Here is a 22,410-nt window from a genome sequence, read left to right as displayed (position 1 = left end):
CGGCCGCGGCCGGTCAATCCGGCGCGCCCTTCACCTCGCGGTCGAGGAAGCGGGTGATCGTCTTCCAAAGGTGGATCTGGTTGCCCTCGCCCGAGACGGCATGGGTCGCGCCCGGATAGACCATCAGGTCGAACGGCGTCTTCTCCTTCTGGAGGCGCGCGATCAGCGCGGTCGAATTCTCGAACACGACATTGTCGTCGGCCATGCCGTGGAGGAGCAGCAGGGGATCGGCGATCTTGCCGGCCTCGTCGAGCGCGTCGGAGCTGCGATAGGGCGCGGGATCGATCGCCGGATTGCCGAGGTAACGCTCGGTGTAGAAGGTGTCGTAAAGCTCCCATTTGGTCACCGGCGCGCCGGCCACGCCGGCGGCGAACGTGCCCGGCGCCTTCTCGAGCAGCTTCAGCGTCATGTAGCCGCCGTAGGACCAGCCCATCACCGCCACCTTCGCGGGATCGACATAGTCCTGGCGCTTCAGCCATTCGACGCCGGCGAGCTGGTCCTCGACCTCGGCCGCGCCCATCGCATGGTAGATCGCGCTCTCGAACCTGGTTCCGCGCCGGTTGGTGCCGCGATTGTCGAGCGCGAACACGATCCAGCCCTGATCGACCAGATATTGGTGGAGCGGCAGGTCCTTGTACCAGCCGCGGGTGACCCGCTGGCCGTGCGGCCCGCCGTAGACCGCGACGAACACCGGATATTTCCGGCCCGGCTCGCGCGGCGGCGACAGCATCCGCCAGTGAAGGTCGGACCCGTCCGGCCCCTTCAGCGTGCCGTAGGCCGGCGCGACATGGCTGGCGCGATAGGGCGCATAGGGATGGTCCGCCGCCGCAAGATCGTTCTGCTCGATCCAGGCGATCCGCTTGCCGTCGCCGTCGGTGAGATAGACCTGCCCCGGCTGAGACGGATTGGAGCGGGTGACGAGGGCGTGCGTCGCCTTCTCGTCCATCTTGACCTCGTTCCACCAGCCCGCCTCGGTGACCCGCACCGGCTTGGTCGGCCGATCGTAGCGCACCCAGTAGAGCTGCTGCTCGAGCGGCGTCTCCGCGGTGCCGGTGAAATAGACGCGCCCGGTCCGCTCGTCGACGCCGGCGACCTCCTCGACCGCCCAGTCGCCTCTGGTCAGCTGGGTCCATGTGCCCGCCTTCCAGCGATAGAGGTGCGAGAAGCCGGAGCGCTCCGACGACCAGATCAGGCTGCCGTCGGCCAGCGGCTTGAGATTGTCGGTGAGGTTGAGCCAGGTCGGCGAGGTCTCGCTGAACAGGATTGTGGAGGCGCCGGTCGCCGGATCGACGCGCAGCACGTCGAGCCTCTTCTGGTCCCGGCTCATTCGCTGGACGTAGAGGCTCTTGCCGTCCTTCGCCCAGTCGACGCGGGTCAGATAGACGTCCTTGTCGGCGCCGAGATCGGCCTTGACCCGGCGGCTGCCGTCGGGCGCCATCAGATAGAGGTCGACGATCGCGTTGCTGGTGCCGGCGGCGGGATAGCGCTGCTCGACCAATCGCGTCCCCTCCGCGCCGATCGCGGCGCGGGTGACGACGGCGACCGGGCTCTCGTCGACCCGGGCGACGGCGAGCCAGCGATCGTCGGGCGACCACCAATAACCGGTCAGCCGGTCCATCTCCTCCTGCGCGACGAACTCGGCCGCGCCCCAGGACAGGGTGCCGCCGCCGTCCTTGGTCAGCGCGGTCTCGCGGCCGGAGGCGAGATCGACGACATAGACATTCTGGTCCCTGAGGAAGGACAGGCTGCGCCCCTGCGGCGAGACCTTGGCGTCGATCTCGGTCGACTTCGTCTCGGTCAGCCGCCGAACCTCGCCGTCGAGCGTCGCGAGGAACAGGTCGCCGTCGATCGGCACCAGGATCGACTTGCCGTCCGGCGCCCAGGCATAATCGACGATCCCCTTGGTGCCGGCGATGCGCAGCCGCTCGCGGCGCATCTTCTCCTCCTCCGAGACCTCGGCGCCGCTGCCGATCTTCTTCGAATCGACCAGCATCCGCGCCGCGCCGGTCGCGGCTTCGATCGCCCAGAGGTCGTAGCGGTCCTTCTCGTCGGCGCGGTTGCGCAGCAGGGTAACCAGCCGCCCGTCGGGCGACAGCTTGGGCAGGCGCGGGCTCGGCCCGGCCAGCGACGGGCTGGCGAACAGCCGCTCCAGCGTCAGGTCGGCGGCGGAAGCGGAGGTTGCGGAGAGCGCGATGGCGGCGGCGGCGAGCGGCAGGACGAGTTTACGCATGCCGCTTGGTAATGGCTCGGCGGCCGCGGGGGAAGCACCTCCTCCCCCGGACGATGGAGATCGGCTATGCCCTCCGCCGGGAGGCGGTCGGCGGCACGGGAAGAGACGATGATGCGGACGGGATCGAGCATCTGCGCGTTAAAGCAGCGCTTCGCCGAAGTGCAGCTTGGCGCGGCGGTACGCTGCCGAGGGCCGCTTCGCCCCTTTCGCTGCGACCGCCGCCGCCGGCTTCATCTCACCAGCCGCGCCAAGGGCAGGAGGATCCCGCCGCCGACGGAGCCGAGCCGATGAGAGACTTCGACCTGACCCGCCGGCCCTCGCCCGTCTTCGATTATCTCGTGCGAACCAGGCTGATCTGGATCCCGGTGGGAGCAGGCGCACTGCTCCTGCTCTGGGGCCTCCTTGTCTTCGCCGGCGTGGAAGGCAGGCAGGCGCAGCGGCTGCGCGAGGCGGCGCCCGGCTTCTTCTGCGGGGACCTCCTGATCGAGACCCATTCGATGGGCCGCAGCTGGGGCGGCCGGGACCGTGCGAGCTCGGTGCTGCACATGCCTGCGGATTGCCGCGCGGAGCTGGCGCGGGCGGTGCGTGACGGCACGTTCGAGCAGCAACCTTGCGGCGAGCGCAGCCGATGCTGGGAAAAGGTCCAGGGAAATCGGCGCTACTGGATCGAATTCGAGCCGGGCGTGATCAGCTTCCGCTACAGCGAGTGGTAGCGGCCGCATCGCATCATGGGAGGCACATCGCCCGACGCTGAATAGAAAAAGGCGGGGAGGTTGCCCTCCCCGCCTCTTCAATTCGGCGCGAATGCGCGACGGGCTCAGCCCTCGGCGGTCTCGGTTTCCGGAGTCGCGGTCGCGGCAGCCGCCTGGCCGGCGTTCTGGCGCGGGTCGCGGCGCTCGGCGATACGGGCCGACTTGCCGGTGCGGCCGCGCAGATAATAGAGCTTCGCGCGGCGGACGGCGCCGCGGCGGACGACCTCGATCGAATCGATGTTCGGCGAGTAGAGCGGGAAGACGCGCTCGACGCCCTCGCCGAAGCTGATCTTGCGGACGGTGAAGCTGCTGCCCAGGCCCTTGTTGGCGCGGGCGATGCAGACGCCTTCGTAATTCTGGACGCGGGCGCGGTCGCCTTCGACGACCTTGACGCCGACGCGGAGCGTGTCGCCCGGACGGAAGTCGGGGATCGCGCGGGCCGCGCTGAGCTGCGCGATCTGCTCGGCCTCGAGCTGCTGAATGAGGTTCATGTCTTCAACTCTCTTCTTCGCGTTGCGCGCCAGAGGGCGACTGCCTTCGCGCGTCCCCGTGACGCGCGATCAGGTCCGGCCGCCTTAGCCGTGTGTCCTCGATCGCCCTGGCCTTGCGCCAAGCGGCGATCTTCGCATGATTCCCCGATCGCAACTCTTCGGGAACCGTGCGCCCTTCCCACTCTTGAGGTCGGGTGTAATGAGGGTATTCGAGAAGGCCGCTTTCAAAGCTTTCCTCCTCACCGCTCAGAGGCGCGCCCATTACGCCGGGAAGCAGCCGAATGCAAGCATCGAGAAGCGTCAGCGCCGCCATCTCGCCGCCGGAAAGTACGTAGTCGCCGATCGACACCGGAACGATCGGCCGCGCCTCGAACAGCCGCTCGTCGATCCCCTCGAAGCGGCCGCAGAGGATCGAGGCGCCCGGCCCGGCGGCGAGCTCGCGCACGAACGCCTGGGTCAGCGGCCTCCCGCGCGGCGTCATCGCCAGCAGCGGCGCGTCGGGGCGGCGGGTCAGCACGTCGTCGACGGCGCGGCCGAGCACGTCGGCGCGCATCACCATGCCGGCGCCGCCGCCGGCCGGCGTGTCATCGACCGAGCGGTGCTTGTCGGTCGCGAAATCGCGGATCTGCACCGCCTCGAGGCTCCAGATCCCCTCCCCCAGCGCCCTCCCCGCCAGGCTGTGGCCGAGCGGCCCGGGAAACATCTCCGGATAGAGGGTGAGGATGGTCGCGGACCAGGTCATGCGCCGCCTCCTAGCGGCCCGACCGTCGCTTGGCGACCTTCGTCAGCGGCGGCGGATAAGGCGCCAGACCCAGCGCCAGAAGCGCGCTTCGAGCAGCATCAGCCTGGCGAGGAAGGGCGGCGCACCGGTCCGCGCGCTGAGCTGCGCGGCGTCGGCCGATCCGGAGAAGGCAAGGCGGACGCCAAGCACGAGCAGCCTCAGCTCGACCAGGGCGATCGCCGCGAGGCCGAGGCCCCGCAGCCAGCCGAGCTGCGGCAATATCTCCTGCGCCGCGGCGGGCACCAGCCGCCCCGCCACCCAGAGGCCGGCGCAGGCGATGGCGAGCAGGCGCAGCGCCATCTGCCAACCCGACAGACGGTTCCGGTAGCAGAGGAAGTAGAGGAGAGGCACGCTGACGCACCAGTCGATCAGCGTGACCAGCTCGACCGGCCCGCCCGCCGCGTTCCGCGTCACGGCGAACGAGATCGCGAGCAGCACCGGCAGGACGAGCAGGAACCAGTGGCGGGACGACCAGGCTTTCAACGCGATCATGACCGAGCCCTTTCCCCGGTTGCGAGGGACCGAACCTAGGCGATGCACCGCCGCCTGTCACGCCGGGCGCCGCTCAGCGCGTCGGCACCACAGTGTAGCGGAACGCCTGAATCGTCGCCGGACTGGTCGGGGCGAGCAGCAGCTGGCCTTCGAGCACACCCTTGTCGCACGTCCAGCGGAAGGTGCCGGACAGAGCTCCGGTCGGCGTGACCGCGCTCCCGGTTTCGCACTCGCCGACCTCGCCCTTCACCCGGGTGAGCTCGCGCGCCCAATTCTCCGGAGAGCGGTCCAACAGGAAGTTCATCGCCAGCAGGGTCCGCGCCGGCGCGATGCTGCCGGCCCGGAACATCGCCCCGGCGGCGCGATAGGCGGTCGCCAGCGAGGGGCTGACCGGCGGCACCGTCGCTGGCAGCGCGCCGGCCTTCAGCAGTGCGACCGCGGCGTCCCAGGCGGCGCCCGAGCCGCCGTTATAGGTGCGGTTGCTGAACACGAAGATGCCGAGGCCGTGATCGGTCAGCAGCAGCATGTGCGAGCCGTAGCCCGGATAGCCGCCGCCGTGGCTCAAGGTGTTGCCGAGCTCCGGATCCTGGGCGGCGATCAGCCCCATGCCGTAAGCGGCGGCCTGGGTGACCGGGCTGCTTCCGAAGCGCTGGCGCAGGCGCGGGACGTTGGAGCCGAGCGCCATCTCCCGCACCGACGCGCGGGCGACCGGCCCGGCATCCTTGTCGTCGCGCGGCGGCCAGGCCGAGAGCAGGAAGGCGATCCAGCGGGAATAGTCATTGGCGCTGGTCTGCACGCCGCCCATCGCCCCGAACGTGCCGTGGCGCATGGTCGGCTCCTCGGCCCAGGCCTCGTTCTCCCAGCGATAGCCGACCGCGCGGCGCTCGAGTGGCCAGTCGCGCACCTCATAGCCGGTCGAAGCCATGCCGAGCGGCGCCTGGATCTCGCGGCGAATATATTGATCGTAGGGCATGCCCGAGACGTTGGTGACGATCCGGCCGAGCGTCGCATAGCCGAAGTTCGAATATTCGAACGCGGTCTGGGGCGCACGGGTAAACGGCACGCCTCGCTTGAGCATCGCGGTGAACTCCGCCTCGCTCAGCACCTGCTGGCGGTCACCCCAGGGATCGTCGGTGACGAAGCCGGAGACATGGTTGAGCAGATCACGGACCTTGATCCGCGGGCTGTCCGACGTCGGGTAGCGCCAGCCCTTCATCTCGGGGACGTAGGTTTCCGCCGGGGCGTCCAGCGACAATTTGCCCTGGTCGCGCAGCTTCAGGATGGCGAGGGCGGTGAACGCCTTCGACATCGAGGCGATGCGGAACAGGCTGTCGGGGCCGACCGGACGCTTCTCCTTCAGGTCCTGCACGCCGAACGCCTTGACGTGGACCAGCTTGCCGTCGGCGACGATCCCGTAGACGAGGCCGGGCGCGTGCGACTCCTTCTGGAAGCTCTCGAAAATCCGGTCGATCTGCGGCGTCGCCGCCTCGATCCTGGCGAGATCCGCCGCATCGGCCGGCAGTGCGGCCAGCGCCAGCACGCCCGCCGCCAAGAGCTTCAGCATCCTCATCCCCGTCTCTCCCTGCAACGATCCTGCCGTCTTCTTAGCCGATGCATGACGAAGCGGAAGCAACGGAACCGCTTTGCCACCGAAAGCGCTGTGCGCCCGATGAGCGAACCCTGCTTCGACTGCCTGGTGATCGGCGGCGGCCCCGCCGGCCTTACCGCCGCTATCTATCTCACACGCTACCATCTCTCCTTGAAAGTGGTCGACGCCGGCAAAAGCCGAGCCGGCCTGATCCCGTGCACCCACAATCATGCCGGCTATCCCGGCGGCATCTCGGGCAAGGAGCTGATCGCCCGGATGAAGGAGCAGGCGCAGATGTACGGCGCCTCGATCGTCACCGGCCGGGTCACCCGCATCGACCGTATCGAGGGCGGTTTTCGCGCCGAATGGGGGGAGGGCTCGGTCGAGGCGCGGACGGTGCTGCTCGCCACCGGCGTCACCAACCGGCGCCCGCCGATGGACGAGGATCTGCACGACGAGGCGCTGGCGCGCGGGCTGATCCGCTACTGCCCGATCTGCGACGGCTACGAGGTCACCGACAAGAAGGTGGGCGTGATCGGCAGCGGCAGCCACGGCGTCGCCGAGGCCATCTTCCTGCGCGGCTTCACCGAGGACGTCACCCTGATCGCCCCGGACACGGCCCACTCGATCTCCGAGGAAGACAAGGCGCGGCTCGCCGAGTTCGACATCACCACCGTAGACGGGCCATGTTCGGCGGTGGCGGCGCATGCCGACTGCATCGTCGTCGACACGGCCGACGGCCATTACACGTTCGACAGCGTCTACCCGGCGCTCGGCTCGGACACCCACGTCGAGCTTGCCGTCCAGCTCGGGGCCACGCTGAAGGATGGCAACCTGGTCGTCGATTCCCACCAGCGCACCAGCATTCCCGGCCTCTACGCCGCCGGCGACGTCGTGCTCGGCCTCGACCAGATCAGCCACGCGATGGGCGAAGGCGGAGTCGCTGCGACGACGATCCGCAACGACATGGCAAAGGTTCGCCCGATCAAGCGCGAGCGGCTGCGCGAAGGACGCTAGCGGCGCCACCGGCACGGCGGCTGCACCAATTCTCCTTGCCCAGAACGTGATGGCTGCACGGCCATGCGCCAGGACCATGCGCGGCCGATAAAGGCCGTGCGCAGGAGGGGGAGATCCGCCGATGAGGTTCAGGACCTTGGCTGCCGGGGTGGCGTGCACGATGCTGTGGCCCGGGCTTGTCGCCGCCGCCCCGGGGAGTGCCGCCGCCCAGGCCGCGCCCCGTTCCGACGATCTGAAGCGAGGCGCCGATGCGCTCCTCCAGGCCATTCCGGCCAACGGGCCGGGCGCGGCAGCGATCGTGATGCGCGGCGGGCGGATCGTCTATGCGGCGGGCCGCGGGCTTGCCGATCTCGACACGGGCCGCAAGGTCACCGCCGACACCGTCTTCAGCCTTGGCTCGATCACCAATCAATTCACCGCCGCGGTCGTTCTCCAGCTCGTCCAGGAAGGCAGGCTCTCGCTCGACGATCCGGTCTCGCGCTTCTTCCCCGATTATCCGCAGCCCACGGCCGCTGCGACCGTCCGGCAGCTGCTCAACCACACCTCCGGCATCCAGGATTTCAGCAAGATTCCCGGCTGGCTGGCCGCGAACCGAACCCGCCCGTTCACCACCGCCGAGCTGCTCGCCGTGTTCCGCGACAGGCCCGCGGCCGCGGCGCCGGGCGAGAAATGGGAGTATAACAATGGCGGCTACGTCCTCCTCGGGGCGATCGTCGAAAAGGTGACGGGCAAGGCCTGGCACGAGGCGGTGACGGAGCGGATCGCGAGTCCGCTCGGCCTGCACACGCTCGCTTATGGTGTCACCGGAGAAGCTGGTCCGGCGATCGCGCGCGGCTATACGGAGGAGCACGGCCGGCAGCAGCCTGTCCTTCCGTCGCACATGAGCGTACCCCACGCCGCCGGAGGGCTGGCGGCGAGTGCGCGCGATCTCGCCGCCTGGGCTCAGGCCCTGCACCACGGCCGCATCGTCGGCCCTGGACTCTACCGGGAGATGATCCGCCCGGCGCGGCTCAGGGACGGATCGGAACAGCCTTACGGGTTCGGCCTTCGGCTGCGGCAGCTGCGCGGCCGCCCGGCGCTGGTCCATGGCGGCGCGATCGCCGGCTTCGACACCGACAGCGTCTACCTTCCGTCCGAAGACCTGTTCGTCGCCGTGCTCGCCAACAGCGACGATCCGGCGACCGATCCGAGCATCCTCACCCGCCGTCTCGCCGCGCTGGCTTTGGGCGAGCCGTTCCCGACGCTGGTGCGCGCGGACGTGCCGTTGACAACGATCGCGCCGCTGTTCGGCACCTATGAGCCCCGCCCCGGCGGCGCCGACGACGGGCCGCCGCGCCGCTTCTTCGCTCGTGACGGCAGGCTGTTCATGGCGCGCGGAGAAGGCGAGATGGAAGCCTTCGCCGCCGGCGACGACCGCTTCTTCTTCGGCGCCGACGAGCTCACCTGGGTCCGCTTCGTCCGCAAGGCCGACGGCGCGCACGTGGTGGAGGTGCATCGGGCCGATCTCGCCGCGCCGGACCGCGCCGTCCGCACCGGCGACGCCCCGGCGCCTTTCGCGATCGCGCCCTCGGCGCTGCGATCCTATGCCGGAACCTATGCGACCGAGGGACCCGTGGTGACGATCGCCTTCGAAAACGGCCAGCTCACCCTCCAGCTCCCGGACGGTCCCACCCTGCCGATGCGAGCCGTGGCGGAGGATGCCTTCATGATCGACCGTGCCCGATCGCGGCTGGTCTTTCATCGGCAGAACGGCGCCATCGACCGTGTCACCATCCAGCACGGCGCACGCGTTCTGAACGGCAGGCGCGTTCCTTGAGGCCGGTTGCGGATTGCGCATCCCGGTCTAGAAGGACCCCGGGGAGGACGAGGGATGCGCAACAGGACGACAGGCCGGGTCGTGGCGGCAGCGGCATTCGCGGCGATGATCGCAGGGTGCGCCGGCGGCCTGGACGATCCTCGGCCCTCCTGCCTCGCCACCTGCGGCGAGCCGCCCGCGGAAATACCACCGCCGGTTCCCAACCCGGCGGCGGAGGCATTGGCGACGACGGCCGGTTGGCGCCAGATGATCCGCTACGAGCCGCGTACCGACCGGGAAGCCGGCGCTTCGCTGTGGATCAACGAGGAGGCGATCATCGGCGACGGTGCGCCGCGGGAGACGGGTCGCAAGCCGGTCCGCGAGCTCTGGATCAACCATGGCGCCGCCCGCGTCGCCGGTCAGGCGATCACCTTGCAGCTCAACACCTACAATTGCGGGTCCGAAGGCGGGATGAGACGCGGCCCGACTGCCGCCTTCACCGAGGATCTCCGCCAGCTCGCCTTCGTCGACCGCATCGGCGAGGTGGAACCGGTGCTTCCCCATTCGGCCGAGATCGACATCGCGCGCGTCCTCTGCACGTCGAACGTCCTCGCCAAACGCGGACGGACGGCAGCAACGGTGGCGGAGGTGATCGCCGCGGAAGCGCCGCAGCCGGCGGCTACGGAACCGGCCCAGAGCCTCGCTGCGGATCTCGACGCGGACGGCAAAGCCGAGCGCCTCTCGGTCCACATGCGGCCGCATTCGATGCGTCTGGACGTCGAGATCGTGTTCGGCGCGGAAGGGAAAGCGCCGGTCAATCTGATCGCGGTCGAGCAGCCTCCTTCCGGTCCGCTGGTCGAGGCGAAGCTCCGTGCGGCGGCGCCCAATGCCTATCTTTACGCCTGCGAACGGGAGGAGAATCGCGACGCGGCGCCGTGCGCGCCCGGCGAAGCAAAAGCCTTCAGGGGCGGCGTCGAGATCGTCACGCCCGGACAACCGAGCCTGTTGTTGTGGATCGACGACGGGAGGCCGCGAATCGTGCGGCTGCCGACGGCGGGCTGATCGCCGCTCGGGAAGCCCCCCGCCTCAGGCGAGGAAGGCGGGATCGACGACGATGCGGCCGTCCTTCAGGTCGGCGACGCCGTCGCGGAACGGCACCATCGCCCGCTTGCCGTCCGGCTTCTCGATCTCGATGATGTCGCCGGCGCCGAAATTCTCGACCGCGGCCACGGAGCCCAAGGGACGTCCTTCAGCATCCACGCAGGAGAGACCGATCAGATCGGCGTGATAATATTCGCCCTCCTCGAGCGGCGGCAGCGCTGATCGGGGAACGGTGAGGAGCTGGCCGCGCAGGGTCTCGGCGGCATTGCGATCGGCGACCTCGGCAAAGCGCAGGATCGGGTTCGCGCCCTGCTTGATCGCCGCGATCGTCAGCGGCCGGCTACCAACGGTCACGACCTGCTGACGCTTGAGGCTGTCGATCCCCTCGGCGAACAGCTTCAGGCGCACCTCGCCGGAAATGCCGTGCGCGCCCGCAATCGCTGCGAGGGTCACCTGTGAATCTTCGGTCATGCAGCTCGGTGGCCAAAGCCCTCCCCCTCGAGGGGGGAGGGTTGGGTGGGGGTGGTGTCAATGCAGGCCGCTGCCTCACCGGCGGAGGCAGTGCCGGTGGAAGCTCCACCCCTACCCCAACCCTCCCCCCTCAAGGGGGAGGGAGTGCGTGCCGCGACCTTCATCGACGTCCGATCACTCGGCCTTGTCGGCGCCTTCGGCCGGAGCGGCGTCTTCCGCGCCCTCGGCCGGCTCGGCGGTCGACTCGCCCTGGTTGGGAGCCTCCTCGGCCGGAGTGGCCTCGCCGGCGCCGCCGGCGGTCTCGGCCGGAGCTTCTTCGGCCGGCGCGGCAGCGGCGGCGGCAGCGGCCTCGGCGGCCTCTGCGTCACGCGCGGCGCGCTCCTCGGCGCGCTCCTTCGCCTTCTCGCCCGGCTCCGCCTTCTTCGGGTTGTTGCGGGCCGCGCGCTCGCGGACGCCGGCGGCGTCGAGGAAGCGGGCGACGCGGTCGGTCGGCTGGGCGCCGACGGACAGCCAGTGGCGGGCGCGATCGGTGTCGAGCTTCACGCGCTCGGCGCTGTCCTTGGGCAGCATCGGATTGTAGCTGCCGATGCGCTCGATGAACTTGCCGTCACGGCCGGTGCGGGCGTCGGCGACGACGATCTTGTAATAGGGACGCTTCTTCGCGCCGCCGCGGGAAAGACGGATGGAAACTGCCATTGTATAGTCCTTTCTGAGATTTACGCCTGTTCGATCTATTTCTTCATGAACTTGTCGAAGCCGGGCGGGAGGCCGAACGGCGCGCCGCCCGCTCCGGGAAGGCCAGGAAGGCCGCCGGCAGCGGGGCCGCCCGGGAGGCCGCCGGCCGGACCGGCGGGGCCGCCCATGCCGCCCATCCCGCCGAGGCCACCAAGGCCGCCGCCGAACAGGGCGCCGAGCTTGCCGAGCCCGCCCATCTTGCGGATCTTCTTCATCATGTTCGCCATCTCCTGATGCATCTTCAGGAGCTTGTTGACGTCCTGCACGGTGGTGCCGGAGCCCTTGGCGACGCGGATCTTGCGCTTGGCGTTGAGCAGCTCCGGCCGGGCGCGCTCCTTCGGAGTCATCGAGCCGATCATCGCGTCCATATGGACCAGGATCTTGTTGTCGACGTTGCTCTGCGCCATCGCGTTCTGGACCTTCTTCATGCCCGGAAGCATGCTGGCGAGGCCCGTCATTCCGCCCATCCGCTGCATCTGCGCGAGCTGGGACCGCAGATCGTTGAGGTCGAACTGGCCCTTGGCCATGCGCTTGGCGAGCGCCTCGGCCTCCTCGATCTTGATCGTCTCCTGCGCCTTCTCGACCAGGCTGACGACGTCGCCCATGCCGAGGATGCGGCCGGCGACGCGGCTGGGATGGAAGGCCTCGAGCGCGTCGACGCCCTCGCCGACGCCGGCGAACTTGATCGGCTTGCCGGTGACCGCGCGCATCGCCGCGCGCATCGCCATCGAGACGGGTGAGGACGACGCCGGTGAGATCGACCTGCTCGGAGAAGCTCCTGGCGACGTTGACGGCATCCTGGCCGGTCAGGGCGTCGACGACGAGCAGGATCTCGCTCGGCGTGGAGACCTCGGCCACCGCCTTCATCTCGTCCATCAGCGCCTGATCGACGTGGAGACGACCGGCGGTGTCGAGCAGGAGAACGTCATAACCCTGAAGGCGCGCGGCCTGGAGGGCGCGGCGGGCGATCTCGACCGGCTGCTGGCCCGCGACGATCGGAAGGGTCGCGGTCGAGGTCTTCTCGCCGAGCACGGCGAGCTGCTCCTGGGCCGCCGGGCGCGCGACGTCGAGCGACGCCATCAACACCTTCTTGCGGTCCTTCTCGGCGAGCCGGCGGGCGATCTTCGCCGTGGTCGTGGTCTTGCCCGAGCCCTGGAGGCCGACCATCATCACCACCGCCGGCGGCGTGACGTCGATGCGCAGGTCCGCCGTCTCCGCGCCGAGCATCTCGACCAGCGCGTCGTGAACGATCTTCACGACCTGCTGGCCGGGCGTGACCGACTTCAGCACCTGCTGGCCGACCGCCTGCTCCGTCACCCTGTCGACGAAGTCTCGAACGACGGGGAGAGCGACGTCGGCCTCGAGCAAGGCGATGCGCACCTCGCGCATCGCGGCGCGGACGTCGGCCTCGGTGAGCGCGCCGCGGCCGCGCAGGCGGTCGAAGACCCCGCTCAGGCGATCGCTCAGGCTCTCGAACATTCAAAATTCCTCTCGGTTGACGCCGCCAAACGAAAAACGCCGGCGGGCGAAACTCGCCGGCCAGCGTGCATCCGTCCCGGACGCGCGTCTCCCGACTCCAGCCGGGATGTGGGCGCGCATAGAGGAGCCAGCAAGGGATGGCAAGGGCAAGCACCGTGCGCGCCCTTCCCTGCCCCAAGCCGTCGCTCCGGCGAGGCCAGAGCCTCAGCGAGAGTTCGCGAAGGTGCAGATCGAGCACTCCAGAAGCGCTTGCGCCTGTCGCGCTCGGAGAGTCCGGCCTTCGCCGGAATGACCTGATGTCGCTTCCCTTCCTGCCAGTCCGGCGGCAAAGGGGCGCGCATGAGCCCCACGATCCTCGTCGACGCAGACGCCTGTCCGGTAAAGGAGGAGATCTACAAGGTCGCCTTCCGTCATGAGGCGAGGGTGAAGGTGGTCAGCAACAGCCCGTTCCGGGTCCCGGCGCACCCTCTGATCGAGCGGGTGATCGTCGACGGCGGCTTCGACGCGGCGGACGACTGGATCGCGGAGGCGGCGGACGCCGGATCGGTCGTCGTGACCGCGGACATCCTGCTTGCCGACCGCGCGCTGAAGAAGGGCGCGGCGGTGCTCGCCCCCAACGGCAAGCCGTTCACGGCCAGCTCGATCGGGGCCGCGATCGCCACCCGGGCGATCATGGCGGACCTGCGCGCCGGGATGGATGGTCCGGGAGGCGGCCCGCCACCGTTCGCCAAGACCGATCGGTCCCGCTTCCTCCAGGCGCTCGACGAGGCGCTGGTGCGGCTGAAGCGCCGCTGACCCGGATCCGGCGACGCTGCGTCCGATACAATTGCGACGTGCGGCGCCGCTCGGCGGCATCAGCCTGCCACCCGCGTCTGCCAGAGAGCTCCCGACGTGCCGCCGCGGTCACCGAAGGAGCCGAAGATGAATGCCGAACTGCCGATCCACAGCCAGCGCGACCACGAGCGGGCCGCTGCCCCCTCTCCTGCCCGCATCCTCGAAATGGGGATGGCCTTCTGGGCGTCGAAGACGCTGCTGAGCGCCGTGGAGCTGCGCCTGTTCAGCGTGCTCGGCGAGGGTCCGCTCAGCGCGGACGAGATCGAGGACGAGATCGGCCTCCATCCTCGCGCGACCCGCGATTTCCTCGACGCGCTCGTTGCGCTCAAGATGCTGGACCGCACCGGCGACGACGCCGGAGCGCTCTATTACAACACGCCCGAGGCGGCCCAATTCCTCGACAAGGCGAGCCCGGCTTATGTCGGCGGCATCCTCGAGATGGCGAACGACCGCCTCTATCCCTTCTGGGCCGACCTGACGCCGGCCCTCCTCACCGGCAAGCCCCAGAACGAGATCAAGCATAGCGGCCGGGCGATGTTCGAGACCCTCTATGCCGAGCCCAAGAGGCTCGAGCAGTTCATGGACGCGATGACCGGCGTCTCCCGCGCGAACTTCGAGGCGTTCGCAAATCGCTTCGACTTCATGCCCTACCGCTCGATGGCGGACATCGGCGGCGCCACCGGGCTGCTCTCGGCCACCGTGGCCCGTGCCCATCCGCACCTCGCCTGCACCTCCTACGATCTGCCGGTCGTCACGCCGATCGCCGAGCGGCGGCTGAGCGAGGCCGGTCTTGCCGAACGCGTCGCCGCGAAGCCGATCGACTTTCTGGCGGACGACTTCCCGCCGGCAGACCTGATCACGATGGGCATGATCCTCCACGACTGGAACCTGGAGCAGAAGAAGGCGCTGATCGCGAAGGCCTATCGCGCGCTGCCGCGTGGCGGCGCGTTCGTCGCAATAGAGAACATCATCGACGATGCGCGGCGCGAGAACGCCTTCGGTCTGCTGATGTCGCTCAACATGCTGATCGAGTTCGGGGACGCGTTCGACTTCACCGGCTCTGATTTCGCCTCATGGTGCCTCGAGGCGGGTTTCCGGCATTGCGAAGTGCTTCCGCTCGCCGGCCCGGCGAGTGCGGCGATCGCCTATAAGTGACACGACCGGCGGCGTGCGGCTCGCAAGGGTCGCACGCCATATCCCTCATGCGCAGAGCCGCGCCGGCTCCGTCCGGGCCGGGGCAATGACGCAACACGGCTCGCCGGCAGCCTTTGCCTCGTAGAGCGCCATGTCGGCGACGTGCAGCAACGCCTCGAGCGTCTCGCCATGGGCGGGAAAGACGGCCGCGCCGACGCTCGCGCCGACGGTTGCGGCGACATCGCCGAGGAGGAACGGCGCGCCGGCGATCGCTTCCACGATGCCCGCCCCCAGACGCTCCGCCTCCCCGCCGCCGCAGGCGGCGATGACGACGAACTCGTCGCCGCCGAGCCGCGCAACCGCATCGTCGCTGCCGGCGAAAGCGCCGAGCCGCGCAGCGACTTCGGCCAGGACGAGGTCGCCGCAGGCATGGCCGAGCCGATCGTTGACGGCCTTGAAGCCGTCGAGATCGACATAGAAGAGGACGAAGGCGCGGTCGGCGGCCGCCCGCGGCGCGAGCTGCATCGCCGCCCAATGGGCTAGGCCGCCGCGGTTCTTCAGTCCGGTCAGAGGATCGTGCCTGGCGTGGTGGCGGTTGCGGCGCTCCGCCTGCATCGTCCTGACCAGCATCCGGTGAAGGGCGAAGGAGGTCAGACCCATGCTTCCGAGGTAGAGCGGCAGCTGAAGGCCGGCGAGCAGCATGATCGGCTCACCCGACAGCGTCGCGGCAAGTGCGCACGGACCGAGGACCAGCGAGATCATGGCAATGACCAGCCGCGGAACGCCGTAGCTGCGAAAGCAGATCGCGCCGACCATCGCCGCGGCCGATGTGCTCGCCAGCGTCGCCGCCACCCAGTCGCCGCTGGCGACGCTGATGTAGGTGCCGTAGCCGATCGTCGCGGCCCAAGTCAGGGCGACGGCAAGATAGAGGTCGGGACGAACGATCTCGCCTCTCGCCAGCGCGCGTCGCCCGCCCACTTGCAGCCTGATGCGCAGCATCGCCAGGACGAGCTGCAGCGCCGTCCAGATCAGGAAGGGGGCGGTCGGAATGCGCGCTGCCACGACGCAGGCGAGCAAGGCGTTGTTGATCTCGCCGAGCACGAACGGCGTCGAGGCGCCGAACAGGGTGGTGACGAGCGCGCGGCGGATCGCGGGCGGCACGTCGCATCCGCTGTCCACCAGCCAGCGACACAGCCGCGCGCGCGGCAGCTCGACCTGCGAACTCTCCCCGTCCAATTCCGGTCCCCCTCGTCCTCCGCTCCCCGACGGATGTCCCGGAAACCGATCTAGGCGGCGATGGTTAACAGATCCTTGTTGCCGGCAGCGCGACCACCATGCCGCCGCGACCTTGCGCCCGACGCCAAGCGTACTTTGCCCGCGTCTAGCCGTTCGCGCCGCGCAGAAAGTGGAGCTCGGCGGGCCGTCCCTGGAAGGAATAAGTGGACGTGCTCGCGCCGCCCGCCTCGGCGAAACCGTCGATCAGCCGGGCGTTCACCGCCACGCTTCCGCCGGTGCGGACCCGGGATTCCCAGTGAGTGGTGCAGCCGCATTTCGGGCAGTGACGAAAGCTGATCGTCTCGTCGCCCCATTCATAGCCCTCGGTGAAGCCTTCGACCGCCACCTCGGAATCCGCATAATGGGCCCAGAGCATCCCGCGCCGGCTGCACAGCGAGCAGTCGCAGGCCACGACCCGCTCGGGAAGCGCGGTCAACAGCAAGCGCACCGAATGGCAGTGACAGCTTCCCCGCGCGCCCATCGTGGGTCCTTCCGAGTCCGAAAGCCGGATTGTACGCCATCCGACGCCCTCGCGCGCCTGGCCATTGCAGCGTCCGACGCGGCGCGAGCACGGATCGCCGTCCCGTCCTCGCTCCCGCCAATCTAGTTCCAAATGTCCTCGGGCAGCGGCCGGGAAAGCTCGGAATTGTCGAACCTCCGTCCGGCCTTTAATGCAGCGGCGACGTCCGTTTGCGGCGCCTGGCCGATGAAGCGCGCAGAAATGAGGCGGTCGGCGACGACCAGGTGGTCGCCCTCGCCGGTGTAGTAAAGGCCAGGTGCCTTCGAACGTCGACCGATGAACTCGATCGCGAACACGGCTAGCCAGCGGACCCCCTCGGCGTCTGCCGCCTCCAATCGACCGATGCTTTTGGTATCCAGGAATATCCTCAGCCTCAGCCGATTATCGGCAGCCGGGACCTTCTGCGGACCGGGTATGAAGCTGGATTCCTCGTTTCCGACTATCCACACGCCGGACATCCTTCGCGCGGGCTGAAGTTCTATGCACGCGTCATTGAACTTCAACCGGTAGTAGTCCCTGTCTTTGCGAAGGCAGCGCTCGGGCTCAAGGACGCCGCTCGAAGCTGGCGAACGCACCTCCCCGTCCTCGACCGAGGCCAGAACGACATTACCGGAATCATCGCCGGAGCACGCGGACGTCACGCAGAGCAGCAGGAGAAGAACTCGTTCCATCCCTGAGAGTGTGCTGCGGTTCGGAGATGTGAGCAAGGCAGCGCAACGAGGCGTACGACTGCCCAGCTCAACCCCTCTTGCCCTACATCCGCACGCTCGCCCTGGCGTAGAAATAGCGGCCGGGAACGTCGTAGACGGTCGGATCGAAATTGTTGATATCGCAGGTGACGCAGCCCGGCGCCTTGGTCTTGAAAAGATTGTTCACGGCGAGCGCGAAGCCGAAACGGCCGTCGCTGCCCCCGGGCAGGAAGCGCAGCTGGACGTCGGTGTAGAAGCGGTCGTTCATCACATTGCCGCCCCCCTCCTCGAGCTTCGAGACGTATCGGCCGGTCACCGTGGCACCGAACTCAGCCAGGTCCCAGTCGATGATTCCGACGGACTTCCACTTGGGGAAGCCTTGCGAGGGGCTGCCCTGCTCCGTGCCTTCGCGGCTGATCACCTGGACGCCATCGGTGATCGGCACGATCACGTCGTAATTGAGCAGGAAGGTGTTGTTCCAGGTGAAGCCGAGCCGGCCAAAGCCGGTCTCGATCCCTCGGAACGAGACGTTGACGTCGATCCCATCGGTCTTGATGCCCGCGATGTTCTGGAGCAGGCCGGAGACCTGAGTAAGCTGCCCGGCGCCCGCGCGGGTGACCAATGCGCAGGCGGCCGGATCGTTGTTGACCACGCAATTTGCGACCGTGACCTCGGCGTCGATGGTCTGGATCGCGCCATCGATCCTGATGTCGTAATAATTGGCCTCGATCGAGAAGCGCGGCAGGAAGCGCGGGCTGAACACCGCACCGAACACCCAGCTCTCCGACGTCTCCGGCGCGAGATCCTCGTTTCCGCCGACCAGCACTGAGATCTGGGGATTGGCCTGCTGGTAGCTGCCGTTGGCCGGCACGCCGGCGGCGATGCAATTGGCGCGGACCGTGTCATCGTTGGCGAAGCGACGCGGCGCCGGGTTGTCGGGATGGGAGGAGCAGGGATCGTCGAGCTGCTGATCGAAGCGCGACTGCGTTCCGAAAAGCTCGCCGATCGACGGGGCGCGGAAGCCTTCGGCCCAGGAGCCCCGGAACAGCAGGTCCTCGATCGGTTTCCAGTTCACGCCGGCCTTGAAGGTGCTGGTCGAGCCGGAAGTCGAATAATCGGAGAAGCGCACCGCGCCGTTCAACTCGAGCTCCTCGAAGAAGGGTCTGTCGGAGAGAAGCGGCGCGCGGACTTCGGCATAGGCTTCCCACACCGAATAGCTTCCGCTCGTGGGCAGCGCGGGGATGTCCGAGCTGAAGCCGGCGGCGACGATCGGATCGGGATCGAACCGGCCGCTGAGGTCGCGATATTCCGCTCCCAACGCGATTCCGAGGGGCCCGCCGGGAAGATCGAACAGGCTGCCGGTCACGTTGGCGGTGAGATCCCAGGTGGTCTGGCGGCTGCTGTCCTCCTGGACGAACGTCACATAGTCCAGCATCGGCTGGGTGATCGAGCCCGCGCCGCCGAACAGGTTGAACGGAACGCAGGGCGCAGTGCAGGCGGAGACGGGGCCGAGCGCACGACGCAGATTGTCCGAGTTGATGTTGCCGAACATGCGCTGCTCGGCCTTGTTGCGGCCGTATGCGCCGTTCAGATCCCAGAACCAGCTGCGGCCGCCGAGATCGAACTCCCCGTCCAACGTTGCGACGCCGTAATAGGTGTCGACCGTCTGGAAGAACCGACGCGGCCCGCCTTCGACGAAGCGTCGGAAGATGAAATCCATGTTGGTCGCGTCGAGGGTCACCCCGAACGGGTTATAGGGATTGGTCGCATGCACCGGCGTTCCGTCGAGCACCGGAGTGATGCCCGCCGCCGGACCGACGCCGAACGGCAGCGGCGCCGCCCGATTGGCCGACTTGCGCTTGTTCCAAAGGGCGCGGAGCGAGAAATTGACCGCATCGGAGAATTCGTACCGCAGATTGCCGAACACGCCGTAGCGCTCGAGCGGGATCTGAAGATAATTGAACGGCCCGAAGTTGAATCGGTCGTCGGGGCTGACGAACGGCCGGAAGTCGGCGGGCGTGGCGGTGCGGCCGATCACCGGCGCGATCAGGGTGAGATCCTGCCCGAGAACACCGTAGCGCCCGTTCGGCAGGAAGCCGGAGCAGCCGCCGTCGGCGCAGGTGGTGGAATATGGCGCGGGGAAGCGCGAGATGTCGCGCGCCCCGGCCGAGACGGCGTCCTGATCGACGTAATTGCCGCCGATCACGATCTGAAGCGGGCTGCGATCGCCGTTGCCCCAGCTCAGCTGGACGTTGCGGGTGCCGCCATCGCCTTCGTCCATGATGCCGATCTGGCCGGTGGCGCGAAGCCCGTCCTGCGTCTTCTTGGTGATGATGTTGACGACGCCGGCGATCGCATCAGAGCCATAAATGGCGGACGCGCCGTCCTGCAGCACCTCGATCCGCTCGATCGCGCTCTCGGGTATGGAGTTGAGATCGGTGGAGCCCGGCACGCCGCTCGCCGAGGCGCCGTTCACGTAGCGGATGCCGTCAACCAGGACGAGCACCCGGCGCGAGCCGAGGTAGCGCAGGTCGATCTCGGCGGCGCCGGCGCCGACGCCGCCGCCGTCCGGCGGATTGCCGAGATTGCCGCTGTTGTTGAACTTGCCGTTGAGGCCGCCGCCCGAGCTCGGCAGGCGCTGCAGGACGTCGTTGACCGAATTGAGGCCCGTCTTGGCGATATCCTCGTCATCCACGAAGACGATCGGAGCGTCCTGCGACAGCGGATCGCGCCGGATGCGGGAGCCGGTAATGACGATCGGCCCTTCCTGCTGGTCGGAAGCGGCCGTCGCGCCGCTCTGCGGATTGTCCGGCGGCAGCGTCGATTGCGCGAAGACGGTCGAGGGGGTTGCGAGAAGGCCGGCAAGGACTGCGAGCGACGTGCTGCCGAAGCGGAGGTGACGCGGCATAAGCTCTCCCCATGTCGAGCCTCCGGCAACCCGCCGGCGGCGGATTGGCAATGTGTAACACGTTTCGGAACCGTTTCACCCGCGTCTTGCCCCAATCTTGTCCGTTACGGCGGTTTGTCGCGCTCTTGTTGTACAAGCGGCACAGTTTTCTGTGCGAAGTCGGTCTGGAGATGAAATCGACCTTTCAGCCGACGCTGATCCGCTGGCCTGGCCCGACGCCAAGGCGACCCTGCTCTTCGGGATCCGCGCTTTCGACGCGCACAAAGGCATGCGATGACCCGGTCATGATCCAGCCTGTCCGCGGGCCGTCCGGCCGCCTCAACCTGCCCAGCCGGCTGGCCGGCCTGCTGCTCCTGCCGATCCTCTGCTGCTGGACTGGCTCGGCCTCGGCCCAGGCGCGGCGCGACTTCTGCCCCGATCGCCCGGGACTCGGAACGCCCGCCTGCACAATCGACCGCGGCCATGCCGCCGTGGAGATCGGACTCGCAGACTGGACGCTCGACAGAGGCTCGGGAGAGCGCACCGATACCGTCGTCCTGGGCGACATGCTGGTCCGCTACGGCCTCAGCGATCGCATCGAGGCACAGATCGGATGGCAGGCCCTGGGCCTGATGCGCCATCGCGACGCCGCCGGCGGGGTCGATCGCAGCACGGGCGTGGGCGACGTCCGGCTGGCGCTTCGCGCGAACCTGCTCAACCCCGACGGTTCCGGCCTGTCGGTCGCGCTCATGCCGCAACTGACGATGGCGACCGGCGACCAGCCGCTCGGCGACGGGGACTGGTCGGCGGCCCTGCTGCTGCCGCTGAGCTACGAGCTCGGCGAGGGGCTCCAGATCGCCGCAACCGGGGAGATCGAGACGGCACCGGACGAGGCCGGTTCCGGCCACCATCTCGCTTATGGCGGCGTCCTCGGCCTCGAGGCGCCGCTCGCCCAGGATCTCGGCGCCGCGATCGAGATCGCCGCGCGCCGCGACAAGGAACCCGGAGAGCACAGGACGGAGCTGCTCGGCGGCCTGTCGCTCGCCTGGTCGGCGCGCGAGTCCCTCCAGTTCGACCTGGGCGTGAATCTCGGCCTGAACGGCAACGCTCCGGACCTGGAGCTCTACGTCGGCATCGCGAAGCGCTTCTAGCACGCCACCAAATCGGCTGACGTGGGCACTTCCAGCCCTTGCCGTCGCTGTCTGCTCCAAGCATCATCCGCATGCCCGCTGGAGTAACGACGTTGCTGCGCTCGCTCTTTTTCCTGCTGTTCCTGTTCGCCGTACCGGCATCGGCCGCCGCCCCACCCGCCACCTGGCCGCTCGAGCATTTCGTCCAGTGGCAGCCCGAATGGGGGAACAAGACGATCGAAGCCGGTGGGCTTCGGGTGCGGACGGTGATGCGCCGCTGCGGCGAGACTCGGCCGGTTTCCGAAGCCTGCTCCCCCGGCAGCCGCTATCTGGTGGCGGTGGTCAGCGGCGGAAGGATGGCGACGACGACACTGGTCGGTCAGCCGGGGAGCGCGGCCTATCTCGGGATCGGGAAGCTTACCCCGGACGCGAAGATGTCCTCGGTGATCCTGATCTCCCACTCCGGCGCCAGCGCCGGCTGCGTCACGATTGACCTGGCGGTCCCGGAAGGCCGAGTTTTCCGTTCGGCGAAACTCGCCGCCGAGGGCAGCGACAGCCTTTGTGCGGTCGATCCCGAGATGCTCGAATGGCCGCGAGACCTCGCCGGGCGCAGCCGGGCGGAGTTCGTGCTGCGCGACACCGCCTTCCATTGCCGCTTCACCAGCTGCGCGGCCAGCCGCCTGCCGCCGCGGGTGATCGCATTCGTGCACGGCGACAGCGTCGACGTCTCGCGCGATCCGGCGCTGGCGCCTCTCTACCGCCGCGAGATGGCCGCGATGCGCGACGCGTGCGAGCAGGAGAGGGACGAAGCACAGGGCGCCTGCGCCGCATATGCCGCCGATGCGGCACGGCTCGGCCTCCTCTCCGAGGCCTGGACGGTGATCGAGGCGCAGGTGCAGCGCGGCTGCCGGGTCGCGCGGCCCGAGGATTGCGCCGACGCTACCCGCATACCCGAAGCCTTTCCGGCAGCGCTCGCCAGCGTGCTTTCGACGCAGGGCTATCGCTGAGC

General features: G+C 68.6%; 19 protein-coding genes and 1 pseudogene. 8 read left to right on the top strand and 12 right to left on the bottom strand.

Going from position 1 to position 22,410, the window contains the following annotated elements:
• Positions 1–13: 13 nt before the first annotated feature.
• Positions 14–2,230 (bottom strand): S9 family peptidase, encoded by a 2,217-nt coding sequence (locus tag E2493_RS05850; protein ID WP_135084666.1) that lies wholly within the window; start codon positions 2,228–2,230, stop codon positions 14–16.
• 287 nt (positions 2,231–2,517) lie between these two features.
• On the opposite strand from E2493_RS05850, the gene E2493_RS05840 reads away from it, so the two are divergent.
• Positions 2,518–2,943, top strand: a complete 426-nt coding sequence (locus E2493_RS05840; protein WP_135084664.1) for a hypothetical protein — start codon at positions 2,518–2,520, stop codon at positions 2,941–2,943.
• A gap of 104 nt (positions 2,944–3,047) precedes the next feature.
• On the opposite strand, the gene rplS is transcribed toward E2493_RS05840, so the two are convergent.
• The 4 genes from rplS to E2493_RS05820 form a co-directional block, all read right to left on the bottom strand.
• Positions 3,048–3,473 carry a 50S ribosomal protein L19 gene (gene rplS, locus E2493_RS05835; RefSeq protein ID WP_135084662.1) on the bottom strand — a complete coding sequence of 142 codons (426 nt, stop codon included), beginning with the start codon at positions 3,471–3,473 and terminating at the stop codon, positions 3,048–3,050.
• A gap of 4 nt (positions 3,474–3,477) precedes the next feature.
• Entirely contained in the window at positions 3,478–4,215 is a 738-nt protein-coding gene (gene trmD, locus E2493_RS05830; protein ID WP_135084660.1) for a tRNA (guanosine(37)-N1)-methyltransferase TrmD, read from the bottom strand.
• A gap of 42 nt (positions 4,216–4,257) precedes the next feature.
• On the bottom strand, positions 4,258–4,746 hold the full coding sequence (locus E2493_RS05825) for a hypothetical protein (RefSeq protein ID WP_135084658.1): 489 nt from the start codon (positions 4,744–4,746) through the stop codon (positions 4,258–4,260).
• A 73-nt stretch (positions 4,747–4,819) separates the two neighbouring features.
• On the bottom strand, positions 4,820–6,310 hold the full coding sequence (locus E2493_RS05820) for a serine hydrolase domain-containing protein (RefSeq protein ID WP_225421168.1): 1,491 nt from the start codon (positions 6,308–6,310) through the stop codon (positions 4,820–4,822).
• A gap of 105 nt (positions 6,311–6,415) precedes the next feature.
• On the opposite strand from E2493_RS05820, the gene E2493_RS05815 reads away from it, so the two are divergent.
• The 3 genes from E2493_RS05815 (at position 6,416) to E2493_RS05805 (ending at position 10,208) form a co-directional block, all read left to right on the top strand.
• Positions 6,416–7,351 carry an NAD(P)/FAD-dependent oxidoreductase gene (locus tag E2493_RS05815; protein ID WP_135084654.1) on the top strand — a complete coding sequence of 312 codons (936 nt, stop codon included), beginning with the start codon at positions 6,416–6,418 and terminating at the stop codon, positions 7,349–7,351.
• Positions 7,352–7,472: 121 nt separating this feature from the next.
• Positions 7,473–9,167, top strand: a complete 1,695-nt coding sequence (locus E2493_RS05810) for a serine hydrolase (protein WP_135084652.1) — start codon at positions 7,473–7,475, stop codon at positions 9,165–9,167.
• A gap of 54 nt (positions 9,168–9,221) precedes the next feature.
• Complete coding sequence (locus E2493_RS05805; RefSeq protein WP_135084650.1) at positions 9,222–10,208, top strand: hypothetical protein; 987 nt, start codon at positions 9,222–9,224, stop codon at positions 10,206–10,208.
• Positions 10,209–10,232: 24 nt separating this feature from the next.
• Here E2493_RS05805 and rimM read toward each other — a convergent pair whose 3' ends face one another.
• The 3 genes and pseudogenes from rimM to ffh form a co-directional block, all read right to left on the bottom strand.
• The gene (rimM, locus tag E2493_RS05800) at positions 10,233–10,718 is read right to left on the bottom strand and encodes a ribosome maturation factor RimM (protein WP_135084648.1); all 486 of its coding nucleotides are present in this window, start codon (positions 10,716–10,718) and stop codon (positions 10,233–10,235) included.
• Between the two features lie 174 nt (positions 10,719–10,892).
• Positions 10,893–11,414, bottom strand: a complete 522-nt coding sequence (gene rpsP / locus E2493_RS05795; RefSeq protein WP_135084646.1) for a 30S ribosomal protein S16 — start codon at positions 11,412–11,414, stop codon at positions 10,893–10,895.
• Positions 11,415–11,449: 35 nt separating this feature from the next.
• A pseudogene (gene ffh, locus E2493_RS05790) lies at positions 11,450–12,932 on the bottom strand (signal recognition particle protein).
• Positions 12,933–13,271: 339 nt separating this feature from the next.
• On the opposite strand from ffh, the gene E2493_RS05785 reads away from it, so the two are divergent.
• Complete coding sequence (locus tag E2493_RS05785; protein ID WP_135084644.1) at positions 13,272–13,727, top strand: YaiI/YqxD family protein; 456 nt, start codon at positions 13,272–13,274, stop codon at positions 13,725–13,727.
• 126 nt (positions 13,728–13,853) lie between these two features.
• On the top strand, positions 13,854–14,921 hold the full coding sequence (locus tag E2493_RS05780; protein ID WP_135084642.1) for a methyltransferase: 1,068 nt from the start codon (positions 13,854–13,856) through the stop codon (positions 14,919–14,921).
• Positions 14,922–14,966: 45 nt separating this feature from the next.
• On the opposite strand, the gene E2493_RS05775 is transcribed toward E2493_RS05780, so the two are convergent.
• The 4 genes from E2493_RS05775 to E2493_RS05760 all read right to left on the bottom strand — a co-directional run bounded on the left by E2493_RS05775 (position 14,967) and on the right by E2493_RS05760 (position 20,292).
• Complete coding sequence (locus tag E2493_RS05775; RefSeq protein ID WP_135084640.1) at positions 14,967–16,136, bottom strand: GGDEF domain-containing protein; 1,170 nt, start codon at positions 16,134–16,136, stop codon at positions 14,967–14,969.
• A 145-nt stretch (positions 16,137–16,281) separates the two neighbouring features.
• On the bottom strand, positions 16,282–16,656 hold the full coding sequence (locus tag E2493_RS05770) for a GFA family protein (protein WP_450097533.1): 375 nt from the start codon (positions 16,654–16,656) through the stop codon (positions 16,282–16,284).
• Between the two features lie 122 nt (positions 16,657–16,778).
• Positions 16,779–17,366, bottom strand: coding sequence for a hypothetical protein (locus E2493_RS05765; RefSeq protein ID WP_135084638.1), 588 nt, complete (start codon positions 17,364–17,366; stop codon positions 16,779–16,781).
• Between the two features lie 82 nt (positions 17,367–17,448).
• Positions 17,449–20,292 carry a TonB-dependent receptor domain-containing protein gene (locus E2493_RS05760; protein ID WP_135084636.1) on the bottom strand — a complete coding sequence of 948 codons (2,844 nt, stop codon included), beginning with the start codon at positions 20,290–20,292 and terminating at the stop codon, positions 17,449–17,451.
• 284 nt (positions 20,293–20,576) lie between these two features.
• On the opposite strand from E2493_RS05760, the gene E2493_RS05755 reads away from it, so the two are divergent.
• Entirely contained in the window at positions 20,577–21,422 is an 846-nt protein-coding gene (locus E2493_RS05755) for a transporter (protein WP_135084634.1), read from the top strand.
• A 71-nt stretch (positions 21,423–21,493) separates the two neighbouring features.
• Complete coding sequence (locus tag E2493_RS05750; protein WP_135084632.1) at positions 21,494–22,408, top strand: hypothetical protein; 915 nt, start codon at positions 21,494–21,496, stop codon at positions 22,406–22,408.
• The last annotated feature ends 2 nt before the right edge of the window (positions 22,409–22,410 follow it).

The organism is Sphingomonas parva (ex Maeng et al. 2020), from assembly GCF_004564275.1.
Classification (GTDB): domain Bacteria; phylum Pseudomonadota; class Alphaproteobacteria; order Sphingomonadales; family Sphingomonadaceae; genus Allosphingosinicella; species Allosphingosinicella parva.
Note: the sequence above shows the minus strand (reverse complement) of the source record. Positions and strands in the feature narration are given on the sequence as shown.